The 22,376-nt window shown below is 52.5% G+C and carries 19 protein-coding genes; 18 read left to right on the top strand and 1 reads right to left on the bottom strand.

Annotated elements, in window-relative coordinates:
* Positions 1–28: 28 nt before the first annotated feature.
* The 6 genes from thrC (at position 29) to HMPREF2609_RS08600 (ending at position 8,134) form a co-directional block, all read left to right on the top strand.
* On the top strand, positions 29–1,129 hold the full coding sequence (gene thrC, locus HMPREF2609_RS08625; protein ID WP_070536418.1) for a threonine synthase: 1,101 nt from the start codon (positions 29–31) through the stop codon (positions 1,127–1,129).
* A gap of 195 nt (positions 1,130–1,324) precedes the next feature.
* Positions 1,325–2,305, top strand: coding sequence for a homoserine kinase (gene thrB / locus HMPREF2609_RS08620; protein ID WP_048754817.1), 981 nt, complete (start codon positions 1,325–1,327; stop codon positions 2,303–2,305).
* 391 nt (positions 2,306–2,696) lie between these two features.
* On the top strand, positions 2,697–4,787 hold the full coding sequence (gene rho, locus HMPREF2609_RS08615; RefSeq protein WP_053089336.1) for a transcription termination factor Rho: 2,091 nt from the start codon (positions 2,697–2,699) through the stop codon (positions 4,785–4,787).
* A 163-nt stretch (positions 4,788–4,950) separates the two neighbouring features.
* The gene (gene prfA / locus HMPREF2609_RS08610) at positions 4,951–6,033 is read left to right on the top strand and encodes a peptide chain release factor 1 (RefSeq protein ID WP_048754816.1); all 1,083 of its coding nucleotides are present in this window, start codon (positions 4,951–4,953) and stop codon (positions 6,031–6,033) included.
* Between the two features lie 17 nt (positions 6,034–6,050).
* Positions 6,051–6,992 carry a peptide chain release factor N(5)-glutamine methyltransferase gene (gene prmC, locus HMPREF2609_RS08605; protein WP_048754815.1) on the top strand — a complete coding sequence of 314 codons (942 nt, stop codon included), beginning with the start codon at positions 6,051–6,053 and terminating at the stop codon, positions 6,990–6,992.
* 92 nt (positions 6,993–7,084) lie between these two features.
* Positions 7,085–8,134 (top strand): L-threonylcarbamoyladenylate synthase, encoded by a 1,050-nt coding sequence (locus HMPREF2609_RS08600; RefSeq protein ID WP_070449534.1) that lies wholly within the window; start codon positions 7,085–7,087, stop codon positions 8,132–8,134.
* A 122-nt stretch (positions 8,135–8,256) separates the two neighbouring features.
* Here the strand turns inward: HMPREF2609_RS08600 and HMPREF2609_RS08595 are convergent, their stop codons facing one another.
* Entirely contained in the window at positions 8,257–9,267 is a 1,011-nt protein-coding gene (locus HMPREF2609_RS08595) for an NAD-dependent epimerase/dehydratase family protein (RefSeq protein WP_013398879.1), read from the bottom strand.
* Positions 9,268–9,574: 307 nt separating this feature from the next.
* On the opposite strand from HMPREF2609_RS08595, the gene HMPREF2609_RS08590 reads away from it, so the two are divergent.
* The 12 genes from HMPREF2609_RS08590 to atpD all read left to right on the top strand — a co-directional run bounded on the left by HMPREF2609_RS08590 (position 9,575) and on the right by atpD (position 22,374).
* Positions 9,575–11,494 carry a glycosyltransferase gene (locus HMPREF2609_RS08590; RefSeq protein WP_246825454.1) on the top strand — a complete coding sequence of 640 codons (1,920 nt, stop codon included), beginning with the start codon at positions 9,575–9,577 and terminating at the stop codon, positions 11,492–11,494.
* Positions 11,495–13,405, top strand: a complete 1,911-nt coding sequence (locus HMPREF2609_RS08585; RefSeq protein WP_048754813.1) for a polysaccharide biosynthesis protein — start codon at positions 11,495–11,497, stop codon at positions 13,403–13,405.
* A 141-nt stretch (positions 13,406–13,546) separates the two neighbouring features.
* Positions 13,547–14,653 carry an MraY family glycosyltransferase gene (locus HMPREF2609_RS08580; RefSeq protein ID WP_048754812.1) on the top strand — a complete coding sequence of 369 codons (1,107 nt, stop codon included), beginning with the start codon at positions 13,547–13,549 and terminating at the stop codon, positions 14,651–14,653.
* Positions 14,650–15,141, top strand: coding sequence for a hypothetical protein (locus tag HMPREF2609_RS08575; RefSeq protein ID WP_048754811.1), 492 nt, complete (start codon positions 14,650–14,652; stop codon positions 15,139–15,141). The genes HMPREF2609_RS08580 and HMPREF2609_RS08575 overlap by 4 nt, the downstream gene beginning before the upstream one ends.
* Before the next feature lie 39 nt (positions 15,142–15,180).
* Complete coding sequence (locus HMPREF2609_RS08570) at positions 15,181–15,435, top strand: DUF2339 domain-containing protein (RefSeq protein ID WP_048751857.1); 255 nt, start codon at positions 15,181–15,183, stop codon at positions 15,433–15,435.
* Between the two features lie 99 nt (positions 15,436–15,534).
* Entirely contained in the window at positions 15,535–16,332 is a 798-nt protein-coding gene (gene atpB / locus HMPREF2609_RS08565; protein WP_004004435.1) for a F0F1 ATP synthase subunit A, read from the top strand.
* A gap of 127 nt (positions 16,333–16,459) precedes the next feature.
* On the top strand, positions 16,460–16,651 hold the full coding sequence (atpE, locus tag HMPREF2609_RS08560; protein WP_004004436.1) for an ATP synthase F0 subunit C: 192 nt from the start codon (positions 16,460–16,462) through the stop codon (positions 16,649–16,651).
* 50 nt (positions 16,652–16,701) lie between these two features.
* Positions 16,702–17,259: a F0F1 ATP synthase subunit B gene (locus HMPREF2609_RS08555; protein ID WP_048754810.1), complete on the top strand. Its 558-nt coding sequence runs from the start codon at positions 16,702–16,704 to the stop codon at positions 17,257–17,259.
* A complete protein-coding gene (locus tag HMPREF2609_RS08550; RefSeq protein ID WP_013398886.1) occupies positions 17,259–18,074 on the top strand; it encodes a F0F1 ATP synthase subunit delta in 816 nt (271 codons plus the stop codon). Before HMPREF2609_RS08555 ends, HMPREF2609_RS08550 begins: the two co-directional genes overlap by 1 nt.
* Positions 18,075–18,226: 152 nt before the next feature.
* The gene (atpA, locus tag HMPREF2609_RS08545; protein WP_037230835.1) at positions 18,227–19,852 is read left to right on the top strand and encodes a F0F1 ATP synthase subunit alpha; all 1,626 of its coding nucleotides are present in this window, start codon (positions 18,227–18,229) and stop codon (positions 19,850–19,852) included.
* Between the two features lie 79 nt (positions 19,853–19,931).
* Complete coding sequence (locus HMPREF2609_RS08540) at positions 19,932–20,876, top strand: F0F1 ATP synthase subunit gamma (protein ID WP_037230839.1); 945 nt, start codon at positions 19,932–19,934, stop codon at positions 20,874–20,876.
* Between the two features lie 55 nt (positions 20,877–20,931).
* The gene (gene atpD / locus HMPREF2609_RS08535) at positions 20,932–22,374 is read left to right on the top strand and encodes a F0F1 ATP synthase subunit beta (RefSeq protein WP_013398888.1); all 1,443 of its coding nucleotides are present in this window, start codon (positions 20,932–20,934) and stop codon (positions 22,372–22,374) included.
* The last annotated feature ends 2 nt before the right edge of the window (positions 22,375–22,376 follow it).

The raw sequence follows: 22,376 nt of genomic DNA, 5'->3' as shown, positions 1-22,376 counted from the left end.
AACCATCAGCAGAAAGTAGGAGAATCCCATGGCACATGTGTGGCAGGGCGTCATTAACGAATACCGCGACCGTCTTCCGTTCGGGGACGAGGTAAAACCGGTAACTCTAGGCGAAGGCGGAACACCGCTGATTCACGCACCGGCGCTGTCAGCGCAGACTGGCAATACGGTATACCTCAAATTCGAGGGGATGAACCCCACCGGATCTTTCAAAGACCGTGGCATGACGAGCGCTATTACCGCCGCTAAACGCGAAGGTGCGAAGGCTGTTGTGTGCGCTTCGACCGGTAATACTTCAGCGTCGGCAGCGGCATATGCGCTTCAAGCGGGGATGCGCTGCGCGGTACTCGTGCCGGACGGCAAGATTTCGATGGGTAAACTCTCGCAGGCAATCGCCCACGGTGCCGATATTATTCAGATTGACGGAAACTTCGATAACTGCCTCGAAATTGCCCGTAAACTCAGCGAGAATTACCCAGTATTCTTGGTGAACTCGGTGAACCCCTACCGCATTGAGGGGCAGAAGACCGGTTCTTTTGAGGTCGTCGATACTCTGGGAGACGCCCCCGATTACCACTTGCTCCCGGTAGGTAACGCGGGTAATATTACCGCTTATTGGAAGGGATACAAGGAGTATTCCGAGCCTTATACGAACCGTGACGGCAAGGTTCTAGAGCCGGTTACCACCAAGCGACCCATCATGTGGGGTTTCCAAGCAGCTGGCGCGGCTCCGATTGTTGCAGGGCACCCGATTGACACTCCCGAAACGATTGCGACCGCAATTCGCATCGGCAACCCTGCCTCGTGGGAGAAAGCTGAGGCGGCACGTGATGAATCCGGCGGCGTGATTGAAGCTGTTACCGATGAGGAGATTCTTGAGGCGCACCGCTGGCTCTCTTCCCGCGAGGGTGTTTTCGTTGAGCCCGCTTCAGCCGCTGGTGTTGCGGGTCTGCTCAAGAAATATCGCACGGGTGAGGCTCCCGAGGGCAAGACCATTGTCATTACGGTTACGGGTCACGGTTTGAAGGACCCGCAGTGGGCGTTGGAACCGGTCAACGGTGCGAAGGTTGAGCCGACTAAGGCAGCCTTTGATGTTGTAGCTGTGGCAGATATTCTTGACCTGAACTAACCACCCTATAGCCTGTTAACCGATAGGTCGATGCGCCCTTGTCCGAGAAAATTTTCTTGGGCAAGGGCGTCTTATTCTGTCCGTAACCCGCTCAATGCTAGGATAAATTCTCGTAAAGTAAGTGACATTAGTGTTGTTCCACCGCTTGAACAGCACAGTATGCGCTCCTAACATCCACATGCACCCGAGGTTTCCATGTCGAATTCCGATACCCCTATCACATGCGCAGATATTCCTGTCGGTAAAACCGTCACCGTCAAGGTCCCGGCATCAAGCGCTAACCTCGGGCCCGGCTACGATACCTTAGGGGTGGCTTTAGGGTTTTATGATGAACTCAGGGTTGAGCGTATTTCTGAAGGTTTAGAGTTTGAGCTTTCAGGCGAGGGCAGCGAGGCCGTACCGCGCGATGAAACCCATCTGGTGATTCAGGCGATGCGTTCCACTTTTGAGAAGGTCGGACTTCATGATTTCCCGGCCCTCAGGCTGACGGCACACAATCGTATTCCGCATTCACGGGGCATGGGCTCATCTGCCTCCGCTATTGTTGCGGGCGTTGCGGCGGCTTCCGGGTTGCTTCCCGAGCACACTCAATTGAGTCGTGACCAGATTCTTCAAGTAGCTTCAGACCTTGAAGGACACCCCGATAATGTGGCGCCTTCGGTGCATGGTTCACTGTCAATATCCTGGGGCGAACTGGGGAACTGGCGCTCGCTGGTCGTACCGGTTCATTCTGCCGTTGTACCTATCGTAGCGGTGCCCGATTATGAAGTTTCTACAAAACTTGCGCGTTCGCTGATTCCTGCCGAGATTCCGCATGAGCAAGCTGCGGCAAACTCAGGCCGTGCCGCTTTATTGATTCAAGCCCTTTCGCAGGCACCGGAGTATCTTATGGATGCAACCGTGGACTATCTGCATCAGGGCTACCGTATTCCTGCGATGCAGCCGAGTGCGGCGCTGGTCGCCTATCTGCGTGATCGGCAGCTTCCCGCCGTAATTTCGGGGGCCGGGCCTACCGTATTAACCTTCTCCCGTAGCTGTGAAGAAGTCGCAGCAGCACAGCGAGCGATCGCTGAGTTTGAGGCTACTCATGAGGGAAGCGAATATGAGGGGCGTCGCCTGTCATGGCGCGTCATGCCCCTTGAAATCGATGCAGAAGGTGTTATAGTTACACAGTAAGGTGTTTTTCACCTGACATGGTTTGTCGTGTTTATTTTATCTCCCGGTCGCACGAAGAACCGCCACATCCGGGAATGGAAAGTATTTTCTTTGAACCACGTCTTTTTGTGTGTTCGCGTATGCTTCTTCTTCCGTGGGGAGCTCGCGAGGAAATATTTTTTCTGTGGTTATGTATTTTTTTGCCTCACTTCACAAGGACTTTGCCGTTTCTTGACCTCACGTAACGACGGTTCGAAAGTGAGTGCCTCGGATATATATGAGGCAATACAGCGTAGCGCGATACCGCACAGTATGCGGTATGTAGTTTCTACACTGTACGCATGATGAGAAAAACCCGATCCTCAATTCTGAGAGGATTTTCTGGGTGTCCCTGACTAAAAGGATAAATCGTTTGGCAAAGAACATTGTCGTGATCGAGGATAATGGCACCGGTTCCGGTGACGCTTTCTCCGAATTCAGCGGCTTGAAGGTCGCACAGCTTCGTACTCTCGCTCAGCAGCTCGGTATTCGTGGATACCTGAAAATGAAGAAGGCTGAGCTTGTGGAAGCGTTAACCCTGCATCAGCGCGGCGGCACCACCGAAGGTGCCGAGGCTGCCTCGACTCAAGAAAGCACGAAAACTTCTAAAAACACCCGCTCAAAGTCGCAAGATTCTCAAGCGCAGGATGAGACTCCGGCACAGAAGCGCGCGCGTAGTCGCAAGGCCGCTAAGGCAGCTTCTGAAGAAGCCGCTAAACCTGATGAGGCTTCCTTAACAAAGAAATCTTCCGAAGAAGCAGCATCTGGCGAGAGTACCGAGACCCTCGAGCACGAGGAACGTACCACTCGCCGCACTCGAAATTCACGATCTCGGAAAGACCGTGAAGCTAAGAACGGTCGCGGTCCCCAAGAGGGTAAGAATGCGGATTTGCCTCCCTTAGATGTGAAAGCAGAACTGGCTTCTGAAAGCATCGGTTCGCGTTCTGCACAACGTGATCTTCCCGAGAATTCCGCCGATTTGAAAGCCACAACTTCGGACGGCTCTACTACCCTGGACTCCATTACGGCGGCTCTGGATATGACTTTCGGCTCTGAACCTGAGAAGCCGACTAAACGTACACGCACACGCGATCGGAATAACCGTCGTAAGGGCGAAGAAGAGGCCGAAGAGCGCACTAGCCGCCGTAACAAGCGTGACCGTTCTGAGAAGAATGAGCGTTCCGAGAAAAACGATCAACGATTCGAAAAACAGAATCAGAATCGTGAGGAGCGCACTAGCCGCCGCAATAAGCGTGACCGCTATGAAAAGAATGATCGTCGTAACCGTCGTGGGGACTCCGATGAGCCTCAGGTGAATGAGGACGACGTACTGGCACCTATTTCCGGTGTCCTCGATATCCTCGATAATTATGCTTTTGTGCGTACCTCCGGCTATCTGCCCGGTCCGAACGATGTCTATGTATCCCTGGCTCAGGTTAAGCGTTACCACATGCGTAAGGGTGACCATATTCTGGGCGCTATTCGCGTGCCGCGCGAGGGAGAACAAAACTCGCGCCAGCGTTTCAACGCGCTTGTGAAGGTAGAGGCTATTAACGGGCAGCCTGTGGAAGAAGCTTCCAGCCGTCGTGAGTTCTCGAAACTTACCCCGCTGTATCCCAAGGAACGTCTGCGCCTAGAGACTACCCCGAAGAAACTGGGTACCCGTGTTGTTGATTTGGTATCTCCGATCGGTAAAGGTCAGCGCGGTCTGATCGTTTCGCCGCCAAAGGCCGGTAAAACCCTTATGCTGCAGTCGATCGCGAACGCTATTACTGCCAACAACCCTGAGGTTTACCTCATGATGGTTTTGGTGGATGAACGCCCTGAAGAAGTAACCGACATGCAGCGCACGGTCTCCGGCGAGGTTATAGCTTCAACCTTCGACCGTCCTGCTGAGGATCACACCACCGTTGCTGAGTTGGCTATCGAACGAGCTAAGCGTATGGTTGAGCTGGGTTACGATGTGGTCGTGCTGCTGGATTCCATGACTCGTCTGGGGCGTGCCTACAACCTTGCGGCTCCTGCCTCCGGCCGTATTCTGTCCGGCGGTGTCGATTCTGCCGCTCTGTACCCGCCGAAGAAATTCTTCGGTGCCGCTCGTAACATCGAAGAAGGTGGCTCGCTTACTATTCTGGCGACGGCTCTGGTAGAGACCGGCTCGAAGATGGATGAAGTTATCTTCGAAGAGTTCAAGGGCACCGGTAATATGGAACTGCGTCTGTCACGTCAGCTCGCCGATAAGCGTATTTTCCCGGCGGTGGATATTAACGCCTCCGGCACACGCCGCGAAGAGAATCTGCTCTCTCCGGACGAAGTTAAGATTATGTGGGGTCTGCGCCGTGCTCTGGCCGGTATGGAACCCGAGCAGGCTCTAAATATTCTTACGAACCAGCTTCGGAAGACTGAGAGCAACGTTGAATTCTTGCTGACCGTTCAGAAGAATGGGCTGCGCCTTGTGGATTAGCAAGGTAACCGTCTCGTAGCGGTTATCGCACAGCATTGTTCGCCCCGTACCGCCCAAAAGATTGTGCGGTACGGGGTGTGCGGTGCCTAGACCCTGTAATAATGAAGTGAAGATATACGCGAGTCCCGAAAATCGGCGCGTATACAAAGGTAAGAGAGCAAAAATGTTTGAGTCTATCCAGGTGCTCCTTGACGAGCACACTGAGCTTCAGGAGCAGCTGGCTGACCCCGCCGTTCAGGCAAATCAGGGGAAGGCTCGCCGCGTGGGGCGGCGTTATGCGGAACTCACCGGTATCGTGACCGCATATAACAAATACAAGTCCTTGGCGGATGACTTAGAAGCGGCGCGTGAAATGGCCTCAGAAGACCCTGAGTTTGCGGCTGAGATTCCTACTCTTGAGGCCGAGCTTGAAGAAGCCCAAGAGAGGCTACGCCGTCTTTTGATCCCTCGTGATCCTGATGATGGTCGCAACGTTATTCTTGAGGTCAAAGCGGGCGCGGGCGGCGATGAGGCGGCTCTCTTCGCGGGTGACCTTTTGCGCATGTATCTGCGTTATGCCGAGCATAAGGGCTGGAAGACTGAGGTTATTTCCTCCACCAGTACCGATGTGGGTGGGTACAAGGATGCCCAGATAGCAATCAAGGGAACCTCCAACGAACCTGCCGAAGGCGTATGGGCACACATGAAATATGAAGGCGGCGTGCACCGAGTTCAGCGTGTTCCCGCGACTGAATCACAGGGGCGCATTCACACGTCGGCTGCGGGCGTGCTCGTATTTCCTGAGGTTGATGAACCCGAAGAGATCGAGATCAGTCAGAACGACCTGAAGATTGATGTTTACCGTTCTTCCGGTCCCGGTGGACAGTCTGTGAATACAACCGACTCTGCCGTGCGTATTACTCACCTTCCTACGGGCATTGTTGTGGCTATGCAGAATGAGAAATCACAGCTGCAGAACCGCGAAGCTGCAATGCGCGTGCTGCGTGCCCGTTTGCTGGCGCATCAGCAGGAGCAGATCGACGCTGAGAACGCCGCGCATCGTGCCTCTCAGGTGCGCACGATGGACCGTTCGGAACGCATACGTACCTACAACTTCCCCGAGAACCGTATTGCCGATCACCGTACTGGGTACAAGGCATATAACTTGGATGCGGTTTTGGACGGCGACCTTGATCCAGTCGTGCAGTCTGCCATCGAAATGGATGAGGCTCACCGACTGGAACAGGTCGGACAAGAGCAGGAATAATCCGAGGCAACGCAGAAGTGACAGGATTACGGGTCACCCCAACAGCACACCGCGGCGAAGGGCTTGATGAAGCCTTGCGCCGCGGTGCTGATGTACTGCGTCACGCCGGGATAGAACAATACCGAGCAGACGCCGAACTTCTTGCCGCATATCTGTTAGATACGGATTCTCAAGGAGTTCAGCGCGGTAGCTATGGGGAATCCTCAGTAACTCGTGCGGACGTGCAGCGGTTCGCCCTGATGGGGCGTAGGATTACCCCACAAGATTCAGTACGCTATACGGAACTGCTAGAGTGTAGAGCTCAGCGCGTTCCGTTGCAGCATATTACGGGGGTCGCACCTTTTTATCACCTGGAGATAAAGGTAGGTCCGGGTGTTTTTATCCCCCGTCCTGAAACTGAGCTTCTAGTGGAGGAAGCTCTGCGGGTCTTGGCGTCATACGAGTCTAACGCTCGCCCTCGCGTCGTGGATTTATGCACGGGATCCGGGGCAATCGCCGCAGCGATTAAAGAAGAGAATCCTCAAGCAGAAGTTTTTGCGGTTGAACTTTCCGAGCAGGCTCTCCTCTGGGCACGCAAGAATCTTGATCCTCAGAACGTACACCTTATTCCGGGCGATATTCGTACCTCGCTTGAAGATCTGCCCGGATACTTTGACTTGGTGCTTTCAAACCCTCCATATATTCCTCCCCACCGCAAACCCCAGGCTCCTGAAGTCGCCGAGTATGACCCGCAAATGGCGCTTTATGGCGGGGGAGAAGACGGCATGGAAATTCCTCGGGAGGTAATCGCTCGGGCTCACTATCTTTTGCGTCCCGGCGGTTTCTTTATGATGGAGCACGATGATTCACAAGAGACCCGAGTGGCTGAGACATTAGCGGCACAGGGGTTTGTGAGCATATACTCAATCCGAGATTTGAACGGCAAACCCAGACATACCGCAGGATATAAACCCCGGTAGAGAGCGGTATATTCGGGTGTGGCTACTCGCTTATTGCGTAACCTTGTCACGCCATCCACCGCCTCGTACCAAAACATGAGAGAATAAGGCACGTGAACGCAAAGCTGTACCCAGTAACGACTGATACCGAGACCACGGAGGCCGTCGAAGCCGCTCGTGAGGCATTGAATGCCCACGAAACTATCGTGATTCCTACCGATACCGTCTACGGCATCGCCTGTGATGCTTTCTCGCATCAGGGCGTTTCGAAGCTTCTGGCTGATAAAGGCCGTTCCCGTACCATGCCTCCGCCTGTGCTGATATTCGACCTTGCAGCTCTTGCGGGCGTTGCTGACGAAATCCCAAACGATGTATATGATTTGGGCAATAAGTTTTGGCCCGGAGCACTAACGATTATTCTGTATTCCTATCCATCGCTGACGTGGGATTTGGGCGAAACCCAAGGGACGGTTGCTGTACGTGTTCCTGACGATAAGTTTGCGCTCAAGCTCCTGACTGAGCACGGTCCATTGGCGGTGTCTTCGGCTAACAAGACAGGACAGCCTGCGGCAGCTAATGCCGAAGAAGCGCTTACTCAGCTGGGTAAGGACGTCACGCTTGTTGTGGACGATGGTCCTCGTCCTGCACCACAGGAAGACGGAAGCGTTGGCGAAAGCAAACCGTCCACAATCCTGGACTGTACTTCGACCCCTTATGTTGTGGTTCGTGAAGGTGCTATTACCGTTGAAGAGCTTCGTGAGGTTGTGCCTTCAATCGTGACCCGTAGCGAGCTCAATGCTCGTAACGATGAGAAAGATAAGCAAGAAACCTCCACTCAAGAAGATACTGAGCAGAAACCTACCGGTCAGGAAGACCTTGATGAAGCATATGACCAGTGGGACGCAGAGCATTCCGGCAGCGGCAAAGAACCGGAACGGGCAGCATCCCCGGTAGCCGGTTCCATCGCAGACATGCTGTTGGGAGCCGTTAATACCGCAACCTCGCTTGCTGCCGATAAAAAGCCTGAGTTTGATCAAAAACGTTTGCGCGGATACCGCAACAACACACCTCAGCCGGTCAAGACAGCGCAGGCTCCAGTTAAGCCGGTATCGACGGATGCTGCTCGCGCCCTTGTGCACGGCGAGGCGAAATCAGAATCTTAGAGGGCAGATAATTCTCACAAGAAAATACGGCTATTCAAAAACGGTGAGGGAATCGAGATACTAACTCTCGAATCCCTCACCGTCGTTGCTTATGCTGTGTAGAAAAGTGTAAGGGCCTGTAGCTAGGCGTTCTTAAATCGCTTATCTTTCTTTTTACCGAGTGCAGTATGGGCATTGCGCAGCACTTCACGCACTCGCGGCTCGGGTAGAAGACCGTTTTCACGAGCCCAGGAATCGTCGAGTTCTTGTCCAAACCACATGAGCTCAACTTTGCGAACGGAACCTTGGAACCTATCGTTCATCATTTCGGAGACTGTATACCCGGTCTTAACCGCCAGATTGCACAGCCATTCAGGCAGGTGCACGGGCTTGCGGCGACCGGCATCCGCCATGGTAGAGGCTACCGTCTCGCCTTCCCACGGCTGCAGCACAATAGAGGGCAGTTCACCCTTAAAGGAGCCGACTTTAACCACAAATTCAGCCAGTGCATATGAGCTCGATACGGGGGATTTGCGGGTTCCTGCACCTGCTACAGAAGCTAACGGGGAAGAGGCTATTTTGGCGAAGACCTCGGTAGTGCGGCGCCCGCGCCCCTGCACGCTGGTGGCTCGCAGGATGCACAGCTCAACAGGTTCAGAGGTTTCGCCATGCGAGGCCTCGTGGAACGTATCCTGCAAGTCTAAAAGAGCTTCTTCACCCAAGGCTTTTGAAAAGGAGTATGCGCTAAAGGGAGCTGTGTATTCGCTCGCATCAAGAACAGATTTTGCGCCCTGAACTGCTGCCGAACTGAGGTGAATAACTCGGCGTACTCCGGTACGGTGTGCTGCTATAGCGATAACCGCCGGTAACAGAGCATTAGCACCCACTAGCGCAGGTACGTCTTGCATATTGGGGGCAGCAAGACCTGCTGCGTTAACAACAACCTGAGCCCCGGCAAACGCATCCGCTAGGGAGTCGATGATGCCTTCAAGGAGCTGAGCTTCTTCGATAATAGTTCTTGAGTCGAGTGCTCGGGTTGCTAAACGGGGTGCCTCAATGGGATCTACGCTGATTCCTTCGGCATTTAGTCGTGCCACGATGGACGACCCCACGAAGCCACTTGCACCGATAACTTTCCATTTAGACTCGGACACGTCTTTTCACCTTTCTCACCCCAAACTGTTACGGAGTGTGTATTTCAACTTTCGCATATTCGGTGGTGTTTAAGAAACAGAAATAACGTTTTAGAGTAGTACTTCAGGGCAGAAGAGAGCTAAAGCATAGTCGTGGCACAGGAGCACGTGGCGGAACTAACTTTTTGGTCTCTAGTCGAAACTGAAGCTGGAACGTAATGTTTAGCTATAGAGCTTTCGACGGGTAGAATAGCTATCTTGGGATGTCTCATATATCCGTGTGTTTATAGGTCCGCCTGAAAAGTGCGTGCTGGGGGAGGAAGCGTCGATGCCTGATGAGAGCGAAAACTCGGTGAGTGCGCCTGTCTGCGGTGTGGCACAGCTCGGTAGGCCGCGTGTTGTAGCGGTTGTTGTGACCTATAATCGTCAAGATTTATTACCCATTACCCTTGCGGGTATCGCCGCAGGGCAGGTTGTGCCGGACGCTGTTGTCGTGGTTGATAACGCCTCTACCGACGGCACGGTCGAGTATCTAAAAAATCTAAGCTATTCGCTTCCGCTCGATATCATCACATTGTCTCAGAATATGGGAGGTGCGGGTGGATTCGCCGTTGGAATCGATCGAGCGTTAGCGCGCCACAATCCAGATCTTGTGTGGGTTATGGATGATGACACTGAACCAACCGAAAACACCCTGCATGAGTCTGTTCAAGCATGGGAATCATATTCGCCGGACCGCAGCCGTCGTCCCGCCTTGATAGCTTCACGGGTTGTGTGGACCAATGGGGAAGACCATCCCATGAATACGATGCGCACTATGTTCGGTGCTGGCTCTGGGCGGCATCGTCGTGCACAAGCGGTGGGGGGTCGGCCTATACGCAGCGCCTCCTTTGTATCTTTGGTGATGGACGCTCAAGTTATTCGTCAGAATGGCGGCCTACCGATTGCGGATTTTTTTATCTGGAATGATGACTTTGAATTTTCGACCCGTCTTGCGCATCACCGAGATGCCATTGCTGTACCCGCCTCGGTGGCTCGTCACCACACGAAAACTTTTGGGACGACGAATGCGAAGCCGGGCCCACGATTTTATAACGATGTTCGCAATAAATTGTGGGTTTTCACGCGAGCCCGTACTCTGAGCCCGCTTGAGAAGTTTTTATATGGCGGGTCGGTAGCAAGACTTTGGGCTTCGACGGTTCTGCGTACGGACGAAAAATCTATCTACTTGGGGTATTTCCTGAGGGGCATCAAGGATGCGCTGCATGCCCCTCGCCTTAATCGTGATGTGCTTCGCGAAGTGTACGACCTTGAATTTCCGGGGCATTATGGTATTCAAGAAGACCATGATTCCTTTGGCGCACCACAATCTCAGGCAGAGTTCTCCGTTCTGATGAGTGTTTACGCTCGGGAATCTGCTGATCATGTGGAGGCGGCTATTGCCTCGAACGCTCAGTATCAGACCCTTCTGCCTGCTGAACTGGTTTTGGTTCAGGATGGCCCGTTGCCTTCTGAAGTGTGCGCGGTCATTGACCGTTGGGTCGAACGTAGCAGGGCGGGGGAATGCGCTCCTATCGTCACAGTCAAACTGCCTCAGAACGTGGGTCTTGCCGCTGCACTCAACGAGGGGCTGAATGCTTGTTCTTACGGCATCGTTGCCCGAGCGGACTCTGACGATATTTCGGAGCCAGACCGATTTGCAACCCTAATTCCGGCGCTTATCGAGAGCGACTGTGCGGTGATGGGCTCTGCCATGTACGAAGTTGATGCGCAGAATACCACAGTAGAGGCTACCCGCCAGACGGTAACTGACGCATCTCGGTTGGCTGACATGATGCCTTCGCGCAATCCCCTGTACCACCCAACGGTGGCTTTCTACAAAGACGTTGTTCAACGTTTAGGCGGGTATGAATATGTACCAGGGGCCGAAGACTGGTGGCTGTGGTCGCGGGTTATCGCCGCCGGTTATAAGATTGGTAATGTGCCTGAGCCATTAGTCCGTTATCGTGTGGGTGCGGGTGCCTACACGCGGCGGGGCGGACTTAACGCCTGGAAACAGGATTGGGCGATTCAACGTCGACTATATACCGGGCACGCGATCTCAAAGCTCGGGTGGATTAAGAATATGAGCGTTCGAACGGCGTACCGGTTTATTCCGGAGAGTACGCGCCGTAAGGCATTTCGAGCGCTCACCGATATACGGCCTAGTAGGAACGTAGAGAATAGTTTGCAGGGGAAGGACGCATAAGTGGAGAACTATCCCACGACTCAACCGATTGCGGTGGTGGATCGCCAACGCCCCTACACCCCTAAAAGCTGGTGGCTTCTCGTTCAGATTGCACTAGATTCCGTAGCCTGGATTATAGGGCTCGTCATCGCGTTTATGCTGCGGTACAGCCTGCTTCTGAACCAGAACTCTGTCTTTGATGTGATTGATCTTCAAAGCGTGGCGCTCAGTATGGGGTTTGCGATTATTCTGCAAATTCTTGTGGGCTACGGTATGAAGGTGTACCGCGGCCTGTATTCTTACGGTTCTTTCGAGGAAGTCTGGCGTGCGGGCGCAACCGTAGGTATCGTCTCGGTGGCGCTTTTCCTCTTCAGCTACGTAGACGAAGCTCTCGGACTAGTACATGTGCCTCATGGTGTGCCGCCTATTTCGGTGGGTATTACATTGCTATTCATGGCGGCGATGCGCATGGTTAAGCGTATTTATGTTGAGCATAAGACTTTGCGTAATCTTGATGGTGAGCCTGTTATCGTCTATGGCGCCGGGTTTACAGGTCGCACAGTTATCGAAGCTCTTATGCATGATGACTCTGCATATATGCGACCTGTTGCGGTAGTGGACGATAACCCTCAGCTACGCGGTATTAACATTCATAATGTGCCGGTTTATAACACCGGTAAAGAACTGGATGCGGTCATCAGGCGCTATGCCCCTAAAAAAATGATCGTCGCTATCACCAACATGCCGCATGATCGTTTCGACAGGGTCTGGGCACGCATGCAAAAACACGGAGTCGAAGTAACTCGTGTAGCGAGCGCCAGCGAAAAGCTCTTCGGCAACAATGTGGTAGAAACCGACGATAACGAGCTCATGAAGCTTATCCGCGGTGAAATCAACTACGATGTCGATACTGAAGTTTTGCGCAGCTACCTTCAAGGTAAGCGGGTCTTGGTGACCGGTGCAGGAGGATCTATTGGTTCTGAGCTATGCCGTCAGATCCACGAATACGACCCTGAGCTGCTCATGATGCTCGATCGTGACGAAACCCTGCTGATGGAAACAAAGCTCTCGATCACTGGCGAGTCCAGCCTGGATGATGAGCGTATTATTCTCGCGGATATTCGTGAGGGAGAAAACCTGCGTAATATCTTCCTTGAACGAAAACCGCAGGTGGTTTTCCACGCCGCAGCTTTGAAGCATGTTTCTGCACTGGAGGCATACCCTGAGGAAGCATGGAAAACAAATTCGCTGGGCACCCTTAACGTTCTATATGCTGCGCAAGCGGCGGATGTTGAAACGTTTGTGAATGTTTCAACTGATAAAGCGGCAGACCCTAAGACCGCTTTGGGGCAGTCAAAACGAACCGCTGAATGCTTAACCTCGTGGTTTGGACAGCAGACGGGGAAGACTTATGTATCGGTTCGATTCGGTAACGTTTTTGGCTCGCGCGGCTCTATCAAACCTCTGTTTACGCAGCAGATTCTCAACGGCGGTCCCATTACACTTACTGATGAGAACGCTACCCGATACTTTATGCTCATCACGGATGCTTGCCTGCTGGTGATGCTGGCAGGGGCTATTGGTCATCCGGGTGAAGTTATGGTGCTTGATATGGGTGAGCCTGTATTTATCTACGATGTTGCACATGAGATGCGTAAAGCCTATGAACGTTACGATGTTGATATTGTAGTGACCGGTCTGCGTCCTGGCGAAAAATTGGATGAAACCCTCTTTGGTGCTAATGAGCAACACACTCGAAGCACTCAAAACAAGTTTATTTCTCACTCGACGGCACCAGCTCTCAATCCTGAGGATTTGGATTATGAGCAGTGGATTCAGAATTATGAAGCGCATCGTTCTTATGAGCGTCATGGATTTACCCGCGTAGTAGATCCGCGTCAGGGTCGTCTTCTGGAAGAACACAGGGACTGAATATTGAACGATGAAATTTTGCCCCGTTAACGTCTACATAGGCGTGTACTACGTGATGAATTCGTCTTGTAGAACCAGCAGCGGGGAAGTAGAATCCCAAATTACACCCTGTTACGAGGTTTTACCGTCTAGAGGAGAGACATGAACCAGGCATCTCTGGTGCTTATACTAGCGTTTGTGTTAGGAGCGCTTCTGCCTTTTGCGGTACGCCCCCTGTTGCACGCGCTAAATATGGTTGATATACCCAATGAGCGTTCCTCGCATACGATTCCGACGTACCGGGGCATGGGGCTGGCAACCGCTAGCGCTACCTGTTTGAGCTTCGCGGTCGCTACCCTCATGGGGTGGACTGTAAATCTCCCCATCTCGTTAACTTTTTTGGCAGGCGGCGGTCTTGCTTTGCTTTTGGGATGGACCGAAGATGTCTATGGGGTCAGCGTTGCCAAGCGTGCCGGGATGCAGCTTGTTATAGGACTCGGTATTGCACTTTCTCTCGCTATTATTCAAGAGGCATCATTGCTGTGGGTTCCTGTAGCGGGGCTCTTTATTGCGGGGTATATAAACGTTACAAACTTTATGGACGGCATCAACGGTATCTCCGGATGCCATGGGCTGGTGGCTGGGCTTGCCTACGCCTATATGGGTGGCGTAAGTAGTTTGCCGTGGATGACGATAGGTGGTCTGGCAGTTGCAGGTGCCTATACGGCTTTCCTACCTTGGAATTTACGCATGGGTCACAATGTTTTCTTAGGTGATGCTGGTTCTTACTTTCTAGGTGCCTCTCTTGGAACAATTGCCGTTGGTGCTTTCTATGCTGGAATTCCGTTCCTTGCGTCGATAGCCCCGCTTCTGGTTTATCTTGCAGATTCTGCGATGACTCTTATACGTCGTATGGCTGCTGGGGAGCAGTGGTACAAACCGCATCGAACCCATGTGTATCAGCGTCTGACTGACGTCGGATTGGGACATATCAGCGCAACAATTATGGTGAGTTCTGCGACTGCGATTGTATGGGCTTTTGTACTCTTTGCCTCAGATCTTTTCCTAACAGGTGCCTTTTTTGCTGGTGTTGGCGTTCTTGCCCTTGCTGTAGCCGTCATTGTTTTATACCTGCGACTTCCCGAACTACTGGATACGCGTCTGCAGCCTGCCGAGCAAGGGCACTCTAATTCCAAGCAGAATATTGCAGATCTGAACACAGAGACGCATCCTATGAGCGAGCGGAAGTCTGAAGGTTCACAGGAGTGAAACAACGGCGGCTAAATTCGATTCGGAGGGCTCTGTGGAACCCAAAATTTATCTATGGTATAGGTAAGAAAGACAATAAGCAAAATAGGGTGCAAGGCTTTTCCTGGGGGCTTTTAGCCTATCGCGAGACCGTAATGTCTGCACTGGTTTTAGTTCTTTGTTTACCGATTCTGGGAATCATATTGGGCATTCGCGGGTCGGCGGGATTTATGGTTGGGTTTCTGGTAGTCTATATATGTTTCACCATGGGCGTAGCAACTGCTTTGGGGGCACACCGTATAAAGATTGGGATTCCTCAGGCTTTGCTTGTAAGTTATGTGGTGAAGGTGTTACTCATGGCGATGGTGCTTTTACTAGTACCTATGCCAGAGGCACTTAAACACGGTTGGACGCTTGGTGGTGCCGTCATAGGAGCGGTACTGTGGTTAAGTGTCGAGGCTGTAACCATTATGAATTCAAGGATTTTGTACTTCGATCCTGAGTCTTAGCACACACAAAGGCTTACTCAGAAGTAGATAGGGAAATTTTTGACCGATTCTGAGAAGAAATGGTGGGACGGAGATAAGAAACTCCGTACCACAGGAGAACTGGTATCCGGCGGTGGATTATCCGGCGGCGTGATGTCTGTTTTGTATCTTATTATCGGCATGGCTTTTTGGGGATTGGTCGGCTTTGGAGCTGACTGGCTCCTCAATACCCGGTGGTTTGTATGGGTTGGTGTTCTGATAGGTGCTTGCGGAGGCATCTACCTGGTATATCTGCATACGAGTCGCTCTAAATAAATAGCCTAAAAATTTTAGGTTTTGCACACATTCCATCCAGTTAGTTGAGCATAGTTTTGCACCAGCAAGTAGCCAGCTAACGGCAAGAAAGGACTTGCTTTGAACGAGAACGGGTCTGTACTCGCAGAAGGCTATACGCCGCCGACACCGGCCGATATGCATCTGCCTGACTTCTTCCAGGTTGATTCTCTTGGGTTCGGCTTTGGTAAACAGATGCTGCTCGTCATCCTGTCTGTCGTAGTCGTTTCCCTATTCTTTATGATGGCTGCACGCAAGCGTGCAATGGTTCCGGGTAAAGCCCAGTTCATTGCAGAATCAGGCTATCTCTTCACCCGTAATTCACTTGGCAAAGACCTGATTGGCGCACAGCATTTCAAGCCTTTCGTGCCCCTGCTCTTTACTTCTTTCTTCTTTATTCTGATTAATAACCTTTACGGTTCAATTCCCCTTATTCAACTTCCTTCTTTTTCTCACCCAGGCAGTGCATATGCATTGGCTATCGTCGGCTACCTTACCTGGGTCGGTGTAGGTATCAAGCGCAAGGGACTGGTTGGATTTTTTAAAGATCTGACGATGCCCTCCGGAGTTCCGGGGTGGGTGTACGTTATTTTGGTGCCGATTGAGTTCCTCTCGAACCTTATTATTCGTCCCGTGACCCACGCGCTTCGTCTTTTCGCTACGATGTTCGGCGGTCACATGGCAATGATGGTGGCAGCATCCCTAACTCAGTTCCTAGTGATGAGCGTCGGCGGGGCTGCAGCTTTGGGCGGTATCGCCTCTGGGGCGTTGGGTCTATTCCTCTACTTCCTGGAACTGATGATTCAGGTAATCCAGGCTTATGTCTTCACACTGCTCCTCGCGGTATACCTGCAAGGGTCGGTTTCCGAAGGACACTAAAATATAGGTTTTCGTAACTGGCTATCTAGTTGCGAAGAAAGCAACCCGTTTTACGGGTCGAATACACATAAGTAGCTCTGTAACTTCGGTATTTTCACTGAAGCACACACTGTTGAAAGGAATCAACATGAACGTTATTGGTTACGGCCTCGCAGCTATTGGTGGCGGCATCGGCGTGGGTCTAATCTTCGCTGCCTACATGACGAGCGTTGCGCGTCAGCCCGAGTCCCAGCGTACCCTGCAGCCGATGCTGTTCATGGGTTTCGCGGTGGTTGAGGCTCTGGCGATTCTGGGTCTCGTTCTGGCCTTCATCATCTAAGCTCAGATATAGCTGTTAACGAACCAACCTAAAGAACAGGAAATCCCTCAATGACTTATCTGGCAGAAGGAGGGGGCGCAGAGCACAGCTCTAACCCTCTAATTCCCAATCTCTGGGAATTGGGCATCACCGTCGTTGGGTTCGTGATTCTCTATTTCATCGTTCATAAATACGTTGTCCCGGCGTTCGAGAAGATCTACCAGGACCGTAAAGAAGCAATCGAGGGTGGTCTTGCCAAAGCTGAGAAAGCTCAGGCGGAGGCCGCAGCGGCTCGCGAAGAGTACAACCAGCAGCTTGAAAGCGCTCGTCTGGAAGCTCAGAAGATTCGCGAGGAAGCGCGTACCGAAGGCGAATCAATTATCGCAGCGGCTCGTGAGCGCGCAACCGTTGAGGCTCAGCGTATTACTGATAATGCGCAGAAGACTATCGAGGCTGAGCGCCTAGCTGCTTCAGTATCTCTTCGTCATGAAGTTGGTACTTTGGCGACTACTCTTGCAGGAAAGATTGTGGGCGAAGCCCTTGACGATGATGAGCGATCGGCCCGCGTGGTAGATCGTTTTCTTGCTGACCTTGAAACCGAGCAACAGAATGCAGGTGCAACTCGGTAATGGCAGGAGTATCTACTGAATCACTGAGCAAGGTGGAAGCGGTTCTTGAAGCCAACGCTTCGTTGAACCCACTCAACCTAGCTAGCGAGCTTTTCGCCGTGGTCGATGTACTTGACCACGATGGCGGTTTGCGTCGTGGTTTGACCGACTCTTCGCGTGAAGGGAAGGATCGAGAAAATATTGCACAGGCTATTTTTAGCGGCAAAATTTCTTCTCAAGCACTCAAGGTGCTGACTACGGCGGTAGCACTGCGTTGGTCTCAAGAGCGTGATCTTGCAGACGCGCTTGAGAAGGCTGCGGTACTCGCATCCATCGCATCCGCTCAGTCTCGTGGTGGTGCTGATGCCCTTGAAGAGGTTACCAACGAGTTGCTGACGTTTGTGCGCAACGTTGATGGTACCCCCGAAGCGCAAGCGGCGCTGTCCGACAACTTGGCAAGCAAAGAAGCAAAGAAGAAGCTCGCTGTAGCATTAGGCGGTCCAGCCGTCACCGCGGAAGGCGTACTTCTCTTGGAACGAATTGGTAGCGAATCCCGTGGTCACCATGCCGCTCGCCTCGCTGACGAATTCGTGGAAATCATCGTCACGCGACAGAACCGTTACATCGCAAAGGTAACTTCTGCAGTAGCGCTTTCGCAGGCACAGCTTGAACGCCTGAGCCGGACCTTGAACAAGATCTATAATCGTCAGCTTAAACTCGACGTATCTATAGATACAGCTGTTCTAGGCGGTATGCGCGTACAGATTGGAGATGAGGTTATCGACGGAACCGTTGGTACCCGTCTTGATGATCTTGAACGTGACCTTCAAGCATAGAGATTAGCTGAACATTTCTGCGATACGTCGCAACGGTGATTTAGAAGATACCTTGGGAAGCAGACAAATTTTTAGAATATTGTTCCTTCCCACGAAGCAAGTTTCGGTTGTTCCGAGAGGTGCAACCACAATTAGGAGAGCAGGGACATAAGATGGCCGATTTGACCATCAACGCCGATGATGTCCGTAACGCGCTGAACGAATTTGCAGCGTCTTACGAACCCGGCAACGTGGAACGTGTTGAAGTGGGGCGCGTTGTAGCAGCCTCCGATGGTATTGCGCGCGTCGAGGGTCTGCCCTCGGTGATGGCGAACGAACTACTTCGTTTTGAGGATGGCACCCTTGGCCTCGCGCAAAACCTTGATACCCGCGATATTGGCGTCATTATTCTGGGCGACTTTACCGGTATCGAAGAAGGACAGCCAGTTCACCGTACCGGTGAGGTGCTTTCGGTCCCGGTGGGCGATGCTTACCTCGGTCGTGTAGTCGATCCGTTAGGTAACCCTATTGATGACCTGGGTCCTATTAAGGATGAAGGGCGTCGTGCTCTTGAGCTGCAGGCACCTGGTGTAACGCAGCGTAAGTCTGTGCATGAGCCCCTACAGACCGGTCTGAAAGCTATTGACGCTATGATCCCGATCGGTCGAGGGCAGCGTCAGCTTATTATTGGTGACCGTCAGACCGGTAAAACTGCGATTGCAGTCGATACGATCCTGAACCAGAAGGCTAACTGGGAAACCGGTGACCCCAGCAAACAGGTTCGTTGTGTTTACGTGGCAGTTGGACAGAAGGCCTCCACCATTGCCGCTGTTCGACATACCCTTGAAACCAGGGGAGCGTTGGAATACACCACGATCGTTGCTGCCCCCGCATCTGACGCAGCAGGCTTTAAATACTTGGCTCCCTACACCGGTTCTGCCATTGGTCAGCACTGGATGTATGGCGGAAAGCACGTCCTGATTATCTTTGATGATCTTTCAAAACAGGCAGAAGCATACCGCGCCGTGTCGCTATTGCTTCGTCGTCCGCCGGGACGTGAAGCATACCCCGGTGACGTTTTCTACCTGCACTCTCGTCTATTGGAGCGTTGCGCTAAGCTCTCTGATGAGTTGGGCGCAGGGTCGATGACCGGTTTCCCCATTATCGAAACCAAGGCAAATGACGTTTCTGCCTTCATCCCGACCAACGTCATTTCTATCACTGACGGCCAGATCTTCCTACAGTCCGATCTGTTCAACGCTAACCAGCGCCCCGCCGTGGATGTTGGTATTTCCGTCTCTCGTGTGGGTGGTGCAGCGCAGACCAAGGCTATGAAGAAGGTCTCCGGTACTTTGAAACTGGACCTTGCTCAGTACCGTGCTATGGAAGCGTTCGCAATGTTCGCCTCCGATCTCGACGATGCTTCCAAGGCACAGCTGACTCGCGGCGCCCGTCTTACCGAGCTGCTTCGCCAGCCGCAGTACACTCCGTATGCGGTAGAAGAGCAGGTTGTCTCCATTTGGGCAGGTACCAACGGTTACCTTGATGATCTTGAGGTTTCTGACGTTCTTCGCTTCGAGGCAGAGTTCATTGACTATCTGCGTCACCGGACCTCGGTGTTGAGCGATATTGCCGCATCCGGCAAGCTTGAGGATGAAACCCTAGATGCCTTGAAAGCTGCCGTTGCAGATTTCAAGAAGGGATTCCGCTCGGAGGGTACCAGCCACCTTGTTGATGCAGGTCATGAGGAGCATAAAGCGGCTCAGGATCGTGACATCACTCAGGAAACCATCGGTTAGCGATTAGTCCTAGGTGTTAGCCCCGCTCTGAACTTTCAGAGTTATGGGCGGGGCAGATGTCCAGGAGAAAGGAAGCTCTATGGGAGCCCAGATTAGGGTTTACCGACAGAAAATTGCTTCGACATCGTCTATGCAGAAGATCTTCAAGGCGATGGAGATGATCGCGACCTCCCGTATTAATAAGGCGCGTCGAAGCGCTCAAACCACGGGTCCTTACGCAAACGCATTGACCCGCGTTGTGACTGCTTTGGCAACGCAACAGTCCGTGCAGCATCCTCTGATCCATCGTCCCGATACCTTTGGCAAGCATGAGCATAAGCGCTCTGCAGTCTTGGTGATGACGAGTGATCGCGGTCTTGCAGGTTCGTATTCGTCGTCTGTGCTGAAGAAAACAGAAGAGCTTATCGAGAGGCTACGCGGCGAGGGGCGCGAAATACAGCTGTACTTGGTGGGGCGTAAAGCGAAGTCTTATTTTGAATTCCGGGAACGTCCCTATGAACGTGCTTGGGAAGGACACACCGATAATCCGCATATTGATACCGCAGTTGAGATTCGCGATGTGTTCTTGGAGGAGTACGAAAAGGGACATGAAAACGGCGGGGTAGACGATTTGCATATCGTATACACCGAATTTAAGTCCATGGTGACTCAAGAGACCAAGATTCTTCGTTTGCTTCCCATTCACGTGGCAGAAGCAACTAAATTGGGGGAGGAAATCGTACCTGACGAAGAACTGTCTTCGGCCGATTATCAGCAACCCGCATCCTTTGAATTTGAGCCTTCTCCTCAGGAAGTGTTGGATGCGCTGCTACCGCGTTATATCGCTTCTCGTATCTTCGCGTGCCTGCTCCAAGCCGCTGCAAGTGAACTTGCGTCGCGTCAGCGTGCGATGAAGACTGCGGGCGATAACGCTGAGACTCTAATCAAGAAGTACACTCGACTGATGAACAACGCTCGTCAGGCTGAGATTACTCAGGAGCTCTCTGAGATTGTGGGCGGCGCAGACGCTCTCGCCTCCTCTTAAGAACATTGCTAACTCGAAGCTATCTACTTTCAACTTTTCAAGGTAAGTGAGAAACATGACTACTACCACCACCCAGGGCGCAACGGGTCGTATTGCCCGCGTGATTGGCCCCGTGGTTGACGTTGAGTTCCCCGCTGGTCAGGTGCCGGATATTTACAATGCACTGACCACTGAACTCACCCTCGACGGGAAAACCTACACCATCACCTTTGAGACTGCTCAGCATTTGGGTGATTCGATTGTTCGTGCTATCTCTATGCAACAGACTGACGGTCTTGTGCGTGGGCAGGCTGTTCTAGATACCGGGGCTCCTATCGCTGTACCCGTGGGCGATGGCGTGAAGGGGCACCTCTTCAACGTTCTTGGTAACGCACTAGATGTGCCGAACTCCGATATCGATGCTGACGCATACTGGCCTATTCACCGCGCCGCTCCCGGCTTCGCAGAGCTAGAGGGATCGACCGAGATGCTAGAGACCGGTATTAAATCTATCGACCTGCTCACCCCTTACATTAAGGGTGGTAAGATCGGTCTGTTCGGTGGTGCTGGTGTTGGTAAGACAGTGCTGATTCAGGAAATGATTACCCGTGTGGCGCGCAATTTCGGTGGTACCTCGGTGTTCACCGGCGTTGGTGAGCGTACCCGTGAAGGTAACGACCTGTGGGTTGAGATGGAAGAAGCAGGGGTTTTGAAAGATACTGCCCTTGTCTTCGGACAGATGGATGAACCCCCGGGAACTCGTCTGCGTGTGGCACTCACCGGCTTGACTATGGCGGAATACTTCCGCGATGTGAAGAACCAGGATGTGCTGCTCTTTATCGATAACATCTTCCGCTTTACTCAGGCAGGTTCTGAAGTTTCGACTTTGCTCGGTCGTATGCCCTCTGCTGTTGGCTACCAGCCTAACCTGGCGGATGAAATGGGTCTGCTTCAGGAACGCATTACCTCGACTCGCGGTCACTCCATTACTTCGATGCAGGCAATCTACGTTCCTGCAGACGATTACACCGACCCTGCACCGGCGACAACCTTCGCACACTTGGACGCGACTACCGAGCTTTCGCGTGAGATTGCATCGCGCGGTCTGTACCCGGCAATTGACCCGTTGACCTCGACCTCTCGTATTCTTGATCCGCAGTACATTGGGCAGGAACACTACGACACGGCTATTCGCGTGAAGGCTATCCTGCAGGAAAACAAGGACCTTCAGGATATTATCGCGATTCTGGGCGTTGATGAGCTTTCTGAGGAGCAGAAGGTCGTTGTTTCACGTGCACGCCGCATTGAGCAGTTCCTCTCACAGAACACCTATACTGCAAAGCAGTTCACTGGCGTTGAAGGATCCACTGTTCCGTTGAAGGACACCATCGAATCATTCCAGATGATCTGCAATGGCGATGTAGACCATATTCCTGAGCAGGCGTTCTACAACATCGGTGGCATGGATGACGTGATGCGTCAGTACGAGGAAATCAAGGCACAGACCGGAGCCAAGTAATT

It is taken from the genome of Rothia sp. HMSC058E10 (assembly GCF_001809415.1).
GTDB lineage: Bacteria > Actinomycetota > Actinomycetes > Actinomycetales > Micrococcaceae > Rothia > Rothia dentocariosa.
Note: the sequence above shows the minus strand (reverse complement) of the source record. Positions and strands in the feature narration are given on the sequence as shown.

Coding starts and splice junctions, on each gene's coding strand:
- thrC (WP_070536418.1), top strand. CDS start 29: ATGGCACATGTGTGGCAGGGCGTCATTAACGAATACCGCGACCGTCTT.
- thrB (WP_048754817.1), top strand. CDS start 1,325: ATGTCGAATTCCGATACCCCTATCACATGCGCAGATATTCCTGTCGGT.
- prfA (WP_048754816.1), top strand. CDS start 4,951: ATGTTTGAGTCTATCCAGGTGCTCCTTGACGAGCACACTGAGCTTCAG.
- HMPREF2609_RS08590 (WP_246825454.1), top strand. CDS start 9,575: ATGCCTGATGAGAGCGAAAACTCGGTGAGTGCGCCTGTCTGCGGTGTG.
- HMPREF2609_RS08580 (WP_048754812.1), top strand. CDS start 13,547: ATGAACCAGGCATCTCTGGTGCTTATACTAGCGTTTGTGTTAGGAGCG.
- atpE (WP_004004436.1), top strand. CDS start 16,460: ATGAACGTTATTGGTTACGGCCTCGCAGCTATTGGTGGCGGCATCGGC.
- HMPREF2609_RS08555 (WP_048754810.1), top strand. CDS start 16,702: ATGACTTATCTGGCAGAAGGAGGGGGCGCAGAGCACAGCTCTAACCCT.
- HMPREF2609_RS08550 (WP_013398886.1), top strand. CDS start 17,259: ATGGCAGGAGTATCTACTGAATCACTGAGCAAGGTGGAAGCGGTTCTT.
- atpA (WP_037230835.1), top strand. CDS start 18,227: ATGGCCGATTTGACCATCAACGCCGATGATGTCCGTAACGCGCTGAAC.
- HMPREF2609_RS08540 (WP_037230839.1), top strand. CDS start 19,932: ATGGGAGCCCAGATTAGGGTTTACCGACAGAAAATTGCTTCGACATCG.
- atpD (WP_013398888.1), top strand. CDS start 20,932: ATGACTACTACCACCACCCAGGGCGCAACGGGTCGTATTGCCCGCGTG.